The following is a 13,843-nucleotide window of genomic DNA, read 5'->3' as shown; positions in this document are numbered from 1 at the left end:
ATCCGGCTCGTATCCATGTACCCTGTGCGGGAAGCATCTTTGAAGGAAGGTACTATGTCTAACCCCGTCACCCCCGGACAGCCCTACAACCCGCAGGCTGGCGCCTCTGTTCCCTCCGCTGGCTCCGCCCCGGTATATGCCTCCTACCAGGGTGGCCAGGCGCCGCAGACCACCTACTCCGCACCCGGTTACCCCTCGGCCCCCTCAGCCCCTGGCATGACCGGTGCGCCCGGTGTCCCCGCTGCTCCGGCAGGCCCTGCGCAGGACTCCCTGTTCACCAACCTCTTTGACACCACCCGCACCTTCGCGCAGAAGTACGGCAAGATCGTCATCATGCTGGGCGCTGTGGCTTACTTCGGTGCTTGGCTATTCGGCCTTATCCGCGACGGCATGCGCCTGGGAGACAGCTACGCCGGTAGCACCGCCGTCATCGCCTTCATTGAGCAGCTGCTGGTAGGCCTAGTGGCCGCAGGCGTGCACTTGTTCATGCTGCGTCTAGTGGTGGAGATCGCCGCGAACCTAGGCAAGGGCAAGGAATAAGCCTGGCCCGGCCCTGAGCGCATCGGCATAGCCGTAGCGCAATGAGCATGACAGAGGACAAGCAGATCGCTGACGAGCCGGCCTACGGCAAGCGCGTCAGCGCTGAGGAGTTGGCCCAGATCATGCGGGAGCAGGGCATCCAAGCTCCCGCTGGCAAGGGCGGCGACGTCGCTGCTGGTTTTGGGCGTGCCAATGTGCGCACCCCAAATCAGCAGTCAGCACGCTCCCAAGCGGCTGGTGGCACCGCCAAACCCAAAGGCCGCTGGGGCCTATTCCTAATTGGATTAGTCACCCTGCTGGTGCTGCCCATGGCCGTGATGGTCGGCGCAGTTAACTATGTAACCGGCGGCAACGCCGCTTCTGCCGCCGTAGTACCCGAGTCCGGTGCTGTCTACCTGCAGCAGGGCACTCAGGCTGGTGTCTACACCACCCAGTTTGGTTACAAAACCAGTGACTGTTCCGTGAAGGGGCCCGACGGCGTCGCCATCGTGACGACGGTAACCGGCCAGAGCTCAGCCTCCACTTTCAAGGTGTCCAAATCTGGCCTGCACACCGTCACTTGCCCGGGGGTCTCCCCATCGGCCATGGTGCTGGTTGGTCCGGCGCTGGTGGAATCTCGCATTTGGGTGGGTGCGGCCGGGATCCTGGTGGGGGGCTTCATTGGGCTAGTGGGTTTGGGGCTGACCATTGCAGGTCTGGTGCGGGTGGTCCGCAGACGGCCTAGCGCTTGAGCCTCCGCTGAGCCAAAGTGCTGCCGTGGTGTGCGCCGGTGTGGTGCCAGCCTCGACCCGGTCCGCCAGTTCGCGCGGCGCAGGAATCCTGAACCCAAGAACGCAGAAGGTCCCCGCACCTCCAAGGTGCGGGGACCTTCCCCTGACAGCTCAGGCTTCGAGCTGCTGGCGGCCTAGGCCGCGCGAAGTCACTCGCCGATCGCCTTGTCAGCGGCGTCGCGGGCGGCGTCGATCTTGTCGTCGAACTTACCGCCGGTGACCTTCTTGGCAATGCCCTGAGCGGCATCGAGGGCCTTGTCGGAGGCGGCCTCGATCTTCTCAGCGTCAACCAGCTCGGAAGCCTTCTTCTTCAGGTCATCAAGTCCCATGGTGTTCCCCTTTCGTCGGATGACGGAGCGCCGGATGGCTGCCCGTCTCAGGCAAATCCTCTCAAGACATGTAGGAATCTGCCAAGCTTCTGCGGGGCAACTGTGGCTTCTGTCAGCGCAGGGAGGAAATGATAATTTCCTTGAGCTTGTCCCGCGTGTCCGCATCCGTGCTGGTAATGGCCAGCTGGGCATAGTCTCCCGACGGCGTCGGTGCCGAGATCAGTTGACCCTGCAAGACCTCGCCGTTGACCGTAACCGTGTAAGACAGCAGATGTGCCTCCCCATTGGCGACGCTCTCCTTACTGTATTCACCGGGCTCACCACCATTGGCGCTGAGCGCCAGCTTCAAGGTGGCTTCAGAGATCGGGCTGCCCTTGGGTGCGGCCTGCTTGGCCACGGTGATATTGGCTAGCGCCTGTCCATCAGTTAGCGGTGCGATCGCATATAGGTCCAGCAGTTGCATTTGGCTGCGCAGCGCATCTTCGGTAAGGCCTAGGGCCTTTGCTGCCCCAGCGAGCTGATCGGAGTTGAGGTCATTCGTGGTGAAAGATGACCAGTCCTCTGGGATAGCAAAAACTAGTCCCGTGGTGGGGGCGGTTACCGTCTTGGTGTTCGCGGCAGGAGCAGATTTCTTGTCAGGTGCAGAGGTGGTAGGCGCCGCCGGGTCCTGTGTGGCGGCTGCAGTGGGACTTCCGGAGGTTACGGTCACGGGTGTGTTCTTGCCTGACAGCAATGAGCAACCTGAAGCTAGAAAGGCCAAGGTGGCTGCGCAGATTACGGCCACAGTGCGAGTAGATCGGGTCACGGTTTTCATGGAGCCTCCTAGGTGCTGGTTCCAATGCGGAGCCAGTCCGCTGGGACTAGACCATAGGCCAAGGCGGAGCTTGGTCAAATGGGTAGACAAGCCCAGGTAGTGCGAAGTTCCAGGAAGAAAACAGTCCAGACTGCCTAAGTAGGCTGCTCAGCGCAGAGTGGTAGCAATTACTCCCAGAATCTCTTCGATTCGCAAAGCACTACCAGCAAAGATGCGAGTGGTGACCATCTCGCCCTTTGAGTTGGGCAGGTAAGCGACACTTCCGTACATGCCCTTGCTGGGACTGTAAGTGACTCCATACTGGATCTTTCCGTTCACGGAGTCTAATGAGGCGGTCTTCTGCAAGGTTTCCCCGTGTCGCTGGGCAGTTTCCGTAATTGCTTGTGTTACGGCAGCCTCGTCTAGGGACAGTATCTTCTTAGCGCACATGGCCTGTTCCAGTACACCAGAGGAATCGCGGGAACTGGCGAGTCCCGCCACATCTACTGCACTGTTTGATAGGCTTACCTCAGCGATGCTTACTCCGGTTCGTTCAGCAATTCTAGCGAGCTCAGCCTCGTCGAACTTGGTGAAGATAGTCCAGCTCTGAGGTAGCGCATAGGAGATACCTCCAGCAGGGCAGCTTACTGACTGGGATCCAGCTGGTGCCGGAGCGGGTGCTGGAGGAGCGCCGTTGGATGTGGGGGCTGCCGAGCTTGTGGAGGCTGCTGGCGTTTGCAGGGAGCTTGGCGATGGAACGGCGCTGTTTCCCTCGGTTGGCTTGGCAGCAACGGAGGGTGTAGCGGGGGTGGTGGCCGGTGAGCTGTTAGTGGTGCCGAAGCCACAGCCGCTGAGCGCCAAGCTCAGACAAGCAACTGTTGACAGTATGGCGACGGAATGGCGGCGGTTCATCGGGCGCCTCCTCAGCTAGGGGGCCGCAGTAGTCAGAGCAGGTCAAGTGCGGCCGATCAGAAACCGGTCAGGGATGCCGCCATGCTAGTCCGGCAAGAGCTTTGATTCAACGGCTTGCGTAGGAGCGCGCTGCTCACGTGCGGAACTCAAGCGGGTTTGACGTGGCCCGGTTGCAGATCCTGCTCGAGGCCCGCACGTCCTCGACGGCTCAGATTTATGCCATGGATACCAAAAGTTGAGTGGAATAGACTCAACCTGCAAGTGGTTGGACCCAGCGGAGACGCCGGACCCACATCCCGCGTCAAAGCACTTCTCAAGGAGACCGCCCATGGACACGAACTACACCACCCGCTCGCAGGAGGCGATTGGCGGCGCCATGCAGGCAGCCGCCGCTGCAGGCAATCCTCAAGTAGAGACCGCCCACCTGCTGGCCGAACTCCTCGGCCAAGACGACGGCGTCGCCACGGCCCTGCTTGCGGCAGCCGCTCCGGACCCCCAAGCCCGCACCACCGTCGGCGCCGTCGCCCGCCGCACCCTGAGTTCACTGCCCGCCAATGCCGGCAGCACCGTCACCCGCCCCCAGCCCTCCCGCGCTCTCCTGGCGGCCCTTGACGCCGCCGCCAAGGAAGCAGAGAAGCTAGGCGACGAATACATCTCCACCGAGCATCTGCTCATTGGCCTAGCTGCCGCCCCCACAACCGATCCCATGGCCCAAGCTCTAGCGGAGGCAGGCGCAGGCCCCGACGCGCTGCGCGCCGCTCTGCCCCAAGTGCGCGGCAACAGCCGCGTTACCACGGCCAACCCCGAGGGCACCTACAAGACCCTGGAGAAATACGGCACGGACCTCACCGAGGCCGCCCGCGAAGGCAAACTGGACCCGGTGATCGGCCGAGACGCGGAGATCCGCCGGGTCATCCAGGTCCTCTCCCGCCGCACTAAAAACAACCCCGTGCTGATCGGTGAGCCCGGCGTCGGCAAGACCGCCGTCGTCGAGGGGCTGGCCCAGCGCATTGTGGCCGGAGACGTGCCCGAGTCCCTGCGCGGCAAGCGCCTGATCGCCCTGGACCTGGCCGGAATGGTGGCCGGAGCCAAGTATCGCGGCGAGTTTGAGGAGCGACTCAAAGCCGTCCTCAAGGAAATCAAGGATTCCGACGGCGAGGTCGTCACCTTCATTGACGAGCTCCACACCGTAGTGGGAGCAGGCGGCGGCTCTGAGGGCGCCATGGACGCGGGCAATATGCTCAAGCCCATGCTGGCCCGCGGTGAGCTGCGCCTAGTGGGCGCCACCACTTTGGACGAGTACCGCCAGAACGTGGAGAAGGACCCGGCCCTGGAGCGCCGCTTCCAGCAGGTCTTCGTCGGAGAGCCCTCTGTGGCTGACACCGTGGCGATCCTGCGCGGCATCGCCCCCAAATACGAGGCCCACCACCAGGTGACTATCTCCGATGGTGCCCTGGTAGCTGCCGCTCAGCTATCTGACCGATACATCACCGGCCGTCAGCTGCCAGACAAAGCCATCGACCTGATCGACGAGGCCGCTTCCCGCCTGCGCATGGAACTGGACTCCAGCCCCGTGGAAATCGACGCGCTGCGCCGCCGCGTGGACCGGATGCGCATGGAAGAGTCCTACCTGGCTGACTCCGCCCAGGGTGACGGCGAGGATGAGGCGGCCGCCGAGCGCCTAGAGCGTCTGCGCGCCGAACTGGCCGACGCCACGGAGGAACTCACGGCCCTGAACGCCCGCTGGGAGAAGGAGAAGGCCGGGCACAACCTGGTCGGTGAACTGCGCGCCAGCCTCGATGAGCTGCGCACTAAAGCGGACCTAGCTGAGCGCGAGGGGCGCTTTGAGGAGGCCGGTCGCCTGCGCTACGGGGAGATGCCTGCGCTGGAACGGCAGATTCAGCAGGCTGAGGCCAGTGAAAGCGCCAGCAGCGCCGAGGACGCCGTCGGGCCGGATGCATCCGGGGCGCCAGCATCCCGGAAGGTCAGTGCCGAGCCCATGATTGCGGAAAAAGTTGGCCCCTCTCAGATCGCAGAGGTCATTGCCTCCTGGACCGGTATCCCCGTGGGACGCTTACTGCAGGGGGAGACCGAGAAGTTGCTCCACATGGAGGAGGTCATTGGGCAGCGTCTGATCGGCCAGCGGGCCGCCGTCGTGGCTGTATCCGATGCCGTGCGCCGTTCGCGCGCCGGAGTCTCCGATCCGGATCGGCCCACCGGCTCCTTCCTGTTCCTCGGCCCCACCGGGGTGGGCAAAACGGAGCTGGCTAAGGCTCTGGCGGACTTCCTCTTTGACGATGAGCGCGCCATCGTGCGCATCGACATGTCCGAGTACTCGGAGAAGCACTCCGTGGCCCGTCTGGTGGGTGCCCCTCCCGGCTACGTTGGCTATGAGGAAGGCGGCCAACTCACGGAGGCTGTACGGCGTCGCCCCTATTCGGTGGTGCTGCTGGACGAGGTGGAGAAGGCGCACCCGGAGGTATTCGACATCCTCCTGCAGGTTCTCGACGACGGCCGCCTCACCGATGGCCAAGGCCGCACCGTGGACTTCCGCAACGTGCTCCTGGTGCTCACCTCCAACCTGGGGAGCCAGTTCCTGATCGACCCGGTGATGAGCCCGGACGAGAAGCGTGAGGCAGTGATGACCCTGGTGCGTTCTGCCTTCAAACCGGAGTTCCTCAACCGCTTGGATGAGACTCTGGTCTTTGATCCACTCAGCAAGGAGGAATTGGGGCGGATCGTGGACCTGCAGCTGGAGCGCATGGCGGCTCGTCTGGCTGACCGCCGCCTGACGCTTACGGTCACCCCGGCTGCCCGCGAGTGGCTGGCGGATGAGGGTTACGACCCGGCTTACGGCGCCCGGCCGCTGCGCCGCCTAGTGCAGCGCGAGATTGGCGACCGCCTAGCCAAGCTGATCCTGTCTGGGGAGGTGGCTGATGGTCAGGAGGTGGTGGCCGACCTTAGCCCTGAAGGGGTGATGGCGGGCTTGGTGCTGCGAGCCCAGGGGGTGCCGGTATCCCGTTCCGGGCGCTCTGCAGCCAGCGCGGAGTGAGCTCTACTGCCTTTGGGGCCTGCTCTAGGCCTGATTGGTGGTATTAAAACGGTATGGGGTCGTCCTTTTGTGGCGATCCCATGCCGCTTTGATAACTGACGGTGGATTTGCAAGCGCACTAGAGGGGCGTAAAGCCTTGTAATTGAGCCAGAAACTGGAGGTTTATACTTTTTAGAGGCGCCCAAACAACCGTGTGACAATGCGGCTATGCCAACACTTACTGAAGGTCAGGCGGTTGCGGTGGCCACGCAGGTGCGCCGCGGTCCGGGCCGCCCACCGGCTGGTTCAGAGGACAAGCACGCCCGCGTCCTAGAGGAAGCGGTCAAGCTTTTCGGCACCGCCGGATACGCTGCCACCTCATTAGCCGATATCGCTGCCGCTGCGGATATTTCCAAGGCGGGTCTGCTGCACCACTTCCGCTCCAAGGAGGAGCTCTTCGTGGAGGTGCTGCGTGCCCGCGAGGAGGCCGAGGACAAAGCTGCGCCACTGCCCAAGGGTGACAACCCTTGGATGGCGCTGACCGCCTGGATCGAGCGGCTGCGCAACAGCCTCTCCCATCGCGAGCTGGCTGCCGTCAATGTGGCCATGAGCGGTGAGGTCCTGCAGATGGGGCCTGCCGCCCGCGAATGGAAGACCCAGCGGCTTGAGGCCGAGGTGGCCGACCTGGCTGACCGCCTGGAGCGCGGCAAACGCGCAGGCTTCTTGCGCCAGGAGGCGCCGTCGCTGGAACTGGCTCGCACGATCGTGGCGCTCACCGATGGGCTGCTAGTGCAGTGGTTCTGCGCCACCCACGGCGGAGTTGAGGCCCAGGCGAGCAAAGGTACGGATGTGCTCTCCGAACTCAAGCTCTACGTAGACATGATTAAGGCCCGCTGGGCACTCTGACTGGCCAGCTGACTAACTGGCGCTTGACGGCGCGAGCGGCGCGGAAAACCGGTGCTGCTCGCGCCTTTTAGCATCCTTGGAAAGTGTGGGCGCGTCGGCCACCAGGCAGCCTCCCCAACAAAGGCCGAGGCCTCGCACCGGAGTGCGAGGCCTCGTTGTCGGATACGGGGGCGCGGTCCCTGATTCGCGTCATCCCCGAGCACTGCGGTAGGTCAACGGAGTCCCTGATCTCCTCGTACCGTATTGTGTTCCGACCCCCAAAGCATAAGGCCCTACCGGCCCTAAATGCATCTCTGGATTTGGCGGAATATCGCCGTTTCACAGAAACTCGGCATTACAGTTACATCACAAGGCAGTGGGGTCTCGTAACGCCCGGGCTAACGCGGCTAGAAAATTGCCAGAAGTAGGATTCTGGTGCTAATGGGGGCCTGGATGTCTGCCGAGATAGCGAACCCGCCCGCACATCCTAACAACAGCCTATTTAGTTCGCTAGGTGGCCTAGCTCGTGCACACGGTCGGTGAAGATTCCCGTAACGCCCCAGCTAAACAGCTCCTCGGCACGCTCTCGGGAGTTCACGGTCCAAACATTGACGCCGTAGCCCAGCGCGCGAATCTCCTCAACCCGCTCCCGCGCCAAACCCCTATCCGCAGGGTTAACCGCCTCCGCCCCCAGCTGCTCCACATAAGAACGCCAATCATCCAGCAGCAGTCCCGTCTCCGTGAGCACCGCCAAGCGCGTGCCCGGACGACGCTGCCCAAAACGATCCAGCAGCACCGGGTTGAAGGAAGAGACCAACACCTGCGCGCCGCCCAGCTCAGCGTGCTCATCTAAAAGCGCCGCGACGCCGTCGACCAGCCGCCGACAAGCTGCAGCTCCCGCCTCACAGGACTTCAATTCCACATTCACATGCATGCCGTAGCGGCGCACCACCTCCAGGCAAGTCGTCAAAGTCGGCAGCGGCTCACCCGCGAAAGGCCGCGATCCGTCCTCCGCCACATAGCTGGAACCCGCGTCAATATGCGCCAAATCTGCAGCCGACAGGTCATAGTAGGTCCCCTGCCGGTCGGTGGTGCGATCCAGCCGAGAGTCGTGAATGACGATCACCGTGCCGTCACTGATCACATCCACATCCAACTCCACCCACTGGGCGCCATGGCGCCCCGCCAGCTCAAAAGCTGCCACCGTGTTCTCGGGCGCCAGGGCCCGCGCGCCACGATGCGCAAAAATGGTGCGGCGCCCAGCAGGAACCGGGTTCGGGCAAGGGATGGCCGGGTAGGCCTGGCTGATTGGTGCACTCATAGGTTCGATGCTGCCACGCACCCGGCCACCAAGACCAAGGGTTTGCCGTGGCGGGCGGGCCAGAACGTGAAAGACTCAGGCCTATGAGTCAGGACCGCGCCTCCCGTCCCACTATCGCCTTCCACTCCGCCTATGACCAGGGCTTCGCGCGGGTGGCCGCCGTGACCCTGCCGGTGGTCCTGGCTGACCCAGCTGCCAACGCCGCCGCCATCATCGAGCAAGCGCGCAGCTTGGGGGCGCAGGGCGTCTGCCTGACGGTCTTCCCCGAACTGTCCCTGACCGGCTACTCCATTGACGACCTGCTCCTAAACGAAGTCCTCCTCCAAGAGGTCCTCACCGCCCTGGAAACCCTCCGTGCCGCCTCCACAGAGCTGTCTACCGCCCTAGTGGTGGGCGCGCCCCTGCGCGTAAGCACCCGCCTGTACAACTGCGCCGTCGTCATCTCAGGTGGCGAGGTGCTAGGCGTGGCCCCCAAGTCCTACCTGCCCAACTACCGCGAGTTCTACGAAAAGCGGCACTTCGCCAACGGGGACACGATCGAGGGGGAGGGCTGGATCGCCCTGGACGGCGTCTGCGATCCCAGCGCCGCGCGCGGCACTGGCATCAGCGGCTCTCTGGCAGTCACCCAGCCGTGCCGGCACAGCGACGACGTCGCCGTGGTGCCCTTTGGTCCGGACCTGCTGTTTGAGGTGGAGGACGTGCCCGGCCTGGTCTTCCACGTGGAGGTCTGTGAAGACATGTGGGTGCCCGTGCCCCCCTCCTCCATCGCTGCGATCGCCGGCGCCAATGTGCTGCTAAACCTCTCCGGTTCGCCAATCACCGTTGGCAAAGCTGAGGACCGCAAGCTTCTGGCCCGCGCCTCCTCATCCCGCAACCTGGCCGCCTATGTCTTTGCCGCCGCCGGTCAGGGCGAATCCTCCACAGACTTGACCTGGGATGGCCAGACCTTCGTCTATGAGAACGGCGCCCTCCTGGGGGAAACCGAGCGCTTCCCGGACGGGCCGCGCGCCACCGTCGTCGACGTCGATATTGAAGGCCTGGTAGCTGAGCGCCTGCGCCAAGGCAGCTTTGATGACAACCGGGAGACCTTCGCCCGCACCAGCGCCACCGAACGCACCTCCACCTTCACCAATCCCGCCCAGTTCCGCCACCTGACTGTCAGCCGTGAGGCCCTGCGCGTGCCGCGCACAGACATTGGCCTCAAACGCACCGTGGACCGCTTCCCCTTTGTCCCCGATGACCCTGCTCGCCTAGCTCAGGACTGCTACGAGGCCTACAACATTCAGGTGGCTGCCCTAGTGCAGCGCCTGCGCGCCATCGGCCTGCCCAAGATCGTCATCGGTGTTTCCGGCGGCCTGGACTCCACCCATGCGCTGATCGTGGCCGCTCGCGCCGTGGACCGCCTGGGCCTAGGCCGCGAGCATATTCACGCCATCACCATGCCCGGCTTTGCCACCAGCGCTGAAACCAAGCAGAACGCGCTGGCGCTGGCGCAGGCCCTGGGCTGCCATGTGGAGGAGTTGGATATCAGGCCCGCCGCCCAACAGATGCTGGCCGCCATGGACCACCCTTACGGCAAGGGTGAACGCGGTCGCGAGGTTTACGACGTCACCTTTGAGAACGTGCAGGCAGGCCTGCGCACAGACTTCCTATTCCGCATCGCCAACCACCGGGGCGGCATCGTGCTGGGCACCGGGGACCTCTCTGAGCTGGCCTTGGGCTGGTGCACTTTTGGTGTGGGCGACCAGATGGCCCACTACGGCGTCAATGCTGGCATCCCCAAGACCCTGATCCAGCACCTCATCCGCTGGGTGGTGGCCGAGGGGCTCTTCTCTCAAGAGGCCGGTGAGGTGCTGCTGGCGGTGCTGGACACGGAGATCAGCCCCGAGCTGGTCCCCGCCACCGATGGTGAGCCCATCCAATCCACCCAAGCCAAAATCGGCCCCTACGCCCTGCAGGACTTCCACCTGTGGCACTTGCTGCGCCGCGGTTCGCGCCCCAGCCGCGTAGCTTTCCTGGCGGAAAAGGCCTGGGCAGACGCCACCGTGGGCACCTGGCCCGCCGGACTGCCTGAGGCGGAGAAGGTGGCCTACGATCTGGCCACCATCCGCAAGTGGGAGCTGGTCTTCCTCAAACGCTTCTTCTCCAGCCAGTTCAAGCGCTCTACCCTGCCGAACGGCCCCAAGGTGGTGGCGGGTGGCTCCCTGTCCCCACGCGGTGATTGGCGCATGCCTTCAGATGCCGCGGCCACCGCCTGGATCGCGGAGCTTGAACGCAATGTCCCGGAGGCCTGAGGCGATGTTTACCCCCGGAAACCCCGTGGCTGCCACCAACCCCGTTCCGGCTACTCCTAGGCGTCTCCTATCCGCCGACCTGGACGGCACGATTGTCTTTGACGCCAAGATCTCGCCGGCCGACGTCGCCGCCGTGCGCCGCTGGCGTGCCGCCGGAAACCTCTTTGTAGTTAACACGGGGCGCTCCATCGCTGCCCTTGGCTCCGCATTGGCCGGCAGCGGATTGGAGTACGACTACGCCGTCCTGTACACCGGGGCGGTGCTGGTGGACCAGGCCGCCCAACCGCTGCGCGTCTCGCCCATGCCCGACGGCGTCGTGGAAGAGGTCCTAGCTGAGCTGGGGCAGGAAGACGGGCTGAAGATTTTTGCCACCACCCTGAACGGCGACTTCATCCTCACCAACAGCTACGGCACGGCCACCGGACTGCTTACGCTCTTCTCCCCGGGCACGCTGGCCGATTTGCAGGGGCGCACCTTGATTGGCATACCTTTCCATATCCGCGACGAGGCCCTGCATGAGCGGATCATGCAACTGGCCACCGGTCCTTGGAGCAAGCAGGTCAGTGCGGTCCGCAATCAGGATTTCATTGACCTGGTTCCCGCCGGGCACACCAAAGGCACTGGCCTGCGTGAGTTGCTTGGCCTGCTCACTGGGCCGGACGGCGTCTGCGCGGGAGAGAGCCTAGAGACTTGGTCCATTGGCGACTCCTGGAATGACATTCCCATGCACACCGCCGCCGACCACTCCTGCGCTATGCCCAGCTCCCCACCGGAGGTGGTGCAGGCCTGTGAGATGCGCACCGACAGCCTGGCCGAGCTGGTGGAGCGCATTCTTGGGGCCGAGGGCTGAGGTTGAAGGCTGACGAAGGCTGACGAAATCGCCCAAATGTGACGAGTACGCCCGCAGTGCAGGCGAATTCGTCAAGAATGGGCGAACTCGTACAAAACGGGTGCGCTGGCCTTATTCGGCGGCGTAGCGGTAGACATTGGTTTCGCGCAGCTGGAAACCACAGCGCTGATACAGGCGGTTGGCGGCCTCACGCGAAGGCCGGGAGGTCAGGTCCACGGTGCGCGCCCCCATCTGGGCCGCATGCGCTACCGCGGCTTCCACCAGCGCCGCACCCGCGCCCTGCCCACGCGCCTTAGAGTCGACGACGACGTCCTCAACCCAGGCGCGCAAACCCGTGGGAATCTTGAAAGTAGCCAGGGTCAGCATGCCCAGGATCGGCTGCTGGCCCTGCGCGTCGACGTCGTCGGGACGGAATAGGAAGAGGAAAACGCCCTCCTGTGCCACCAACTCCTCACACTGAGCGGCAGTGAGGGCCGGGGCGGAGCGGGAGAGCTGAGGAATCAGGCGTTCCATCGCCTCAACCAGCTCAGGGGTGGATTTGGTGATGAGCTCAACGGACATGGATGCTCCTTAGATCCTGGTGTTGGTCAGCATGCTTAGGTTTTAGGGGGCACCGACTCACAGCGCCGAATGTGAAGCCGGGTCCATCACCACGACTTCAAATACGGGCATGCCGGTGGCTGTGTCCACGATTCTGGCCACAAAGGGATGATCCGCGAAGAACTCCACCGGCTCATCTTCCTGTAGAGGCGCCCTAACACCCACATTTGCCTCGGTCAGTGCTGCCGCCACGGTGCCTTCTTCATCCACCATCAGCCGCGCCTGCTGCACCGTTTGATCCACGGCGAGCCCCACACCAAGGTGTTCCAGATTCCCTAGTTCCACGCCCATGGTTTTCAGCTCGGCCAGTAGGTCGGTGGCCTCGGTGCTCAGGTCTAGGCGGGGGAGGCGTAGATGTACCTCTGGTCCCTGCTTGCCCTTGTCCTCTGCGGCAGTTAGCGCTGTGGTGGCCTCCGCCCAGACTCCCTCGCCTAGTTCGGTGGGGGAGATGGTCTGCCGAGGCAGCACCACGTCCAGGGCCAAGCCCCGCCCGGTGCTCTGTGAGGGGTCCACGACGCCGTAGGGCAGGCGCAGGGCCTGCCAGTCGGGTTCTTCCACCAGCGTGAAATGTCCGTTGGCAACCAGCAGATCCGCGCGGGTTTCAGAGTTGCCCGGCTGCTTGAAAGGCTGGTCCTTGAGGGTGTTGGTGGCGCGGAAGGGCAGGGACCAGCGGGCTGCCAGCAGCACCGCATTTTGGATTACCAGGCGGGTGTCAGCGCCCAAGGTGAGCCCGGATTTACGGATCATCCCGCCAGTGTGGAGGGTGGTCCAGGCATCCAGGGCTTCACCGGCTCGGTCTAGGGCGACGTAGTTGACGTCTGCGTCGTACCAGGTGCGGGCGGCATCCACATAGCTCTGGTTGATGGAGTCCTTGGCAGTGCCCACCAGCAGCAGGTTGTTGGCCACATGCACCAGGGGTTTCTCCGGCAGTTTCTTGGCGTCAAAGTCCTGTAGCTGGCGCAAGGAGGCCACATCGAAGCGCTGCAGGGCCAGTTGCGCGCGCCGCCAGCGGGTGTCGCGCTGCGTGGCGTCAGCGTCAGTCCCAGTGCTTGGGTCCGCTAGGAGTTCAGCTACACCCTTGCCGAGGGTGGAGGCCTGGGCGTAGAGGATTGCGAGCGTCAGCGTGATGCCCACCGGGCAGACCAGGGCGTTGGACCTTGGGGAGGCGGTCAGGCGCTGGGTAAGCAGACGGCGGCCCAGGTTACTGGCGGCCAGCGCAGCCGCCGTCGAGGAGGCGATATCCGCCGGTGGGGTGGTGGGCTTGGCCTTGGTGGGCAGGGAGTCAATGGCGCGCAGTGCGCGTGCAGGGGAACCCGGGGCGACACCCTCCAAAATGGAGCATCCTGCCAGCCCGGTCAGTGCCGCAGCTGCCAGCGCAGGGACGCCGACCATGAGTGTGCGGCGGGTCGGAGCGGCAGGGTCAGGAGTGCTCATGGCCCTAGTTTGCTGTGCTGTGCCTCCGAGTGCCTAGTGGAGAGGGCCTTGGGAGTGTCTTCTTGCGGCCTGTTGCTGTGAAAC

12 protein-coding genes are annotated in these 13,843 nt (G+C 64.0%); 6 read left to right on the top strand and 6 right to left on the bottom strand.

What is annotated here, in order from left to right; translation table 11 throughout:
- The first annotated feature begins 54 nt into the window (after positions 1-54).
- Together DR039_RS06600 and DR039_RS06595 are read left to right on the top strand one after the other, a co-directional pair.
- Positions 55-540, top strand: coding sequence for a hypothetical protein (locus DR039_RS06600; RefSeq protein WP_111836609.1), 486 nt, complete (start codon positions 55-57; stop codon positions 538-540).
- 41 nt (positions 541-581) lie between these two features.
- Positions 582-1,271 (top strand): hypothetical protein, encoded by a 690-nt coding sequence (locus DR039_RS06595; protein ID WP_126622363.1) that lies wholly within the window; start codon positions 582-584, stop codon positions 1,269-1,271.
- A 188-nt stretch (positions 1,272-1,459) separates the two neighbouring features.
- Here the strand turns inward: DR039_RS06595 and DR039_RS06590 are convergent, their stop codons facing one another.
- The 3 genes from DR039_RS06590 to DR039_RS11650 form a co-directional block, all read right to left on the bottom strand.
- A complete protein-coding gene (locus tag DR039_RS06590) occupies positions 1,460-1,639 on the bottom strand; it encodes an Rv0909 family putative TA system antitoxin (RefSeq protein ID WP_111836607.1) in 180 nt (59 codons plus the stop codon).
- A 112-nt stretch (positions 1,640-1,751) separates the two neighbouring features.
- Positions 1,752-2,453, bottom strand: a complete 702-nt coding sequence (locus tag DR039_RS06585; protein ID WP_111836606.1) for a hypothetical protein — start codon at positions 2,451-2,453, stop codon at positions 1,752-1,754.
- A gap of 147 nt (positions 2,454-2,600) precedes the next feature.
- Positions 2,601-2,723 carry a hypothetical protein gene (locus DR039_RS11650; protein WP_267489826.1) on the bottom strand — a complete coding sequence of 41 codons (123 nt, stop codon included), beginning with the start codon at positions 2,721-2,723 and terminating at the stop codon, positions 2,601-2,603.
- Between the two features lie 949 nt (positions 2,724-3,672).
- On the opposite strand from DR039_RS11650, the gene DR039_RS06570 reads away from it, so the two are divergent.
- Together DR039_RS06570 and DR039_RS06565 are read left to right on the top strand one after the other, a co-directional pair.
- Entirely contained in the window at positions 3,673-6,396 is a 2,724-nt protein-coding gene (locus DR039_RS06570) for an ATP-dependent Clp protease ATP-binding subunit (RefSeq protein WP_111836603.1), read from the top strand.
- A gap of 207 nt (positions 6,397-6,603) precedes the next feature.
- The gene (locus DR039_RS06565) at positions 6,604-7,281 is read left to right on the top strand and encodes a TetR/AcrR family transcriptional regulator (protein ID WP_111836602.1); all 678 of its coding nucleotides are present in this window, start codon (positions 6,604-6,606) and stop codon (positions 7,279-7,281) included.
- 481 nt (positions 7,282-7,762) lie between these two features.
- On the opposite strand, the gene DR039_RS06560 is transcribed toward DR039_RS06565, so the two are convergent.
- Positions 7,763-8,581, bottom strand: coding sequence for a glycerophosphodiester phosphodiesterase family protein (locus DR039_RS06560; RefSeq protein WP_111836601.1), 819 nt, complete (start codon positions 8,579-8,581; stop codon positions 7,763-7,765).
- Between the two features lie 83 nt (positions 8,582-8,664).
- Here DR039_RS06560 and DR039_RS06555 point away from each other — a divergent pair, with 83 nt between their 5' ends.
- Together DR039_RS06555 and DR039_RS06550 are read left to right on the top strand one after the other, a co-directional pair.
- Positions 8,665-10,875, top strand: a complete 2,211-nt coding sequence (locus DR039_RS06555) for an NAD(+) synthase (protein WP_111836600.1) — start codon at positions 8,665-8,667, stop codon at positions 10,873-10,875.
- Positions 10,859-11,725 carry an HAD hydrolase family protein gene (locus DR039_RS06550; protein WP_229116868.1) on the top strand — a complete coding sequence of 289 codons (867 nt, stop codon included), beginning with the start codon at positions 10,859-10,861 and terminating at the stop codon, positions 11,723-11,725. The genes DR039_RS06555 and DR039_RS06550 overlap by 17 nt, the downstream gene beginning before the upstream one ends.
- Before the next feature lie 111 nt (positions 11,726-11,836).
- Here DR039_RS06550 and DR039_RS06545 read toward each other — a convergent pair whose 3' ends face one another.
- Complete coding sequence (locus DR039_RS06545; protein ID WP_111836598.1) at positions 11,837-12,286, bottom strand: GNAT family N-acetyltransferase; 450 nt, start codon at positions 12,284-12,286, stop codon at positions 11,837-11,839.
- Positions 12,287-12,343: 57 nt separating this feature from the next.
- Complete coding sequence (locus tag DR039_RS06540) at positions 12,344-13,759, bottom strand: serpin family protein (RefSeq protein WP_111836597.1); 1,416 nt, start codon at positions 13,757-13,759, stop codon at positions 12,344-12,346.
- Between the last annotated feature and the right edge of the window lie 84 nt (positions 13,760-13,843).

Source organism: Actinomyces bovis, assembly GCF_900444995.1.
In the GTDB taxonomy this organism is placed as follows: domain Bacteria; phylum Actinomycetota; class Actinomycetes; order Actinomycetales; family Actinomycetaceae; genus Actinomyces; species Actinomyces bovis.
This window is presented reverse-complemented; position numbering and strand designations above follow the sequence as displayed.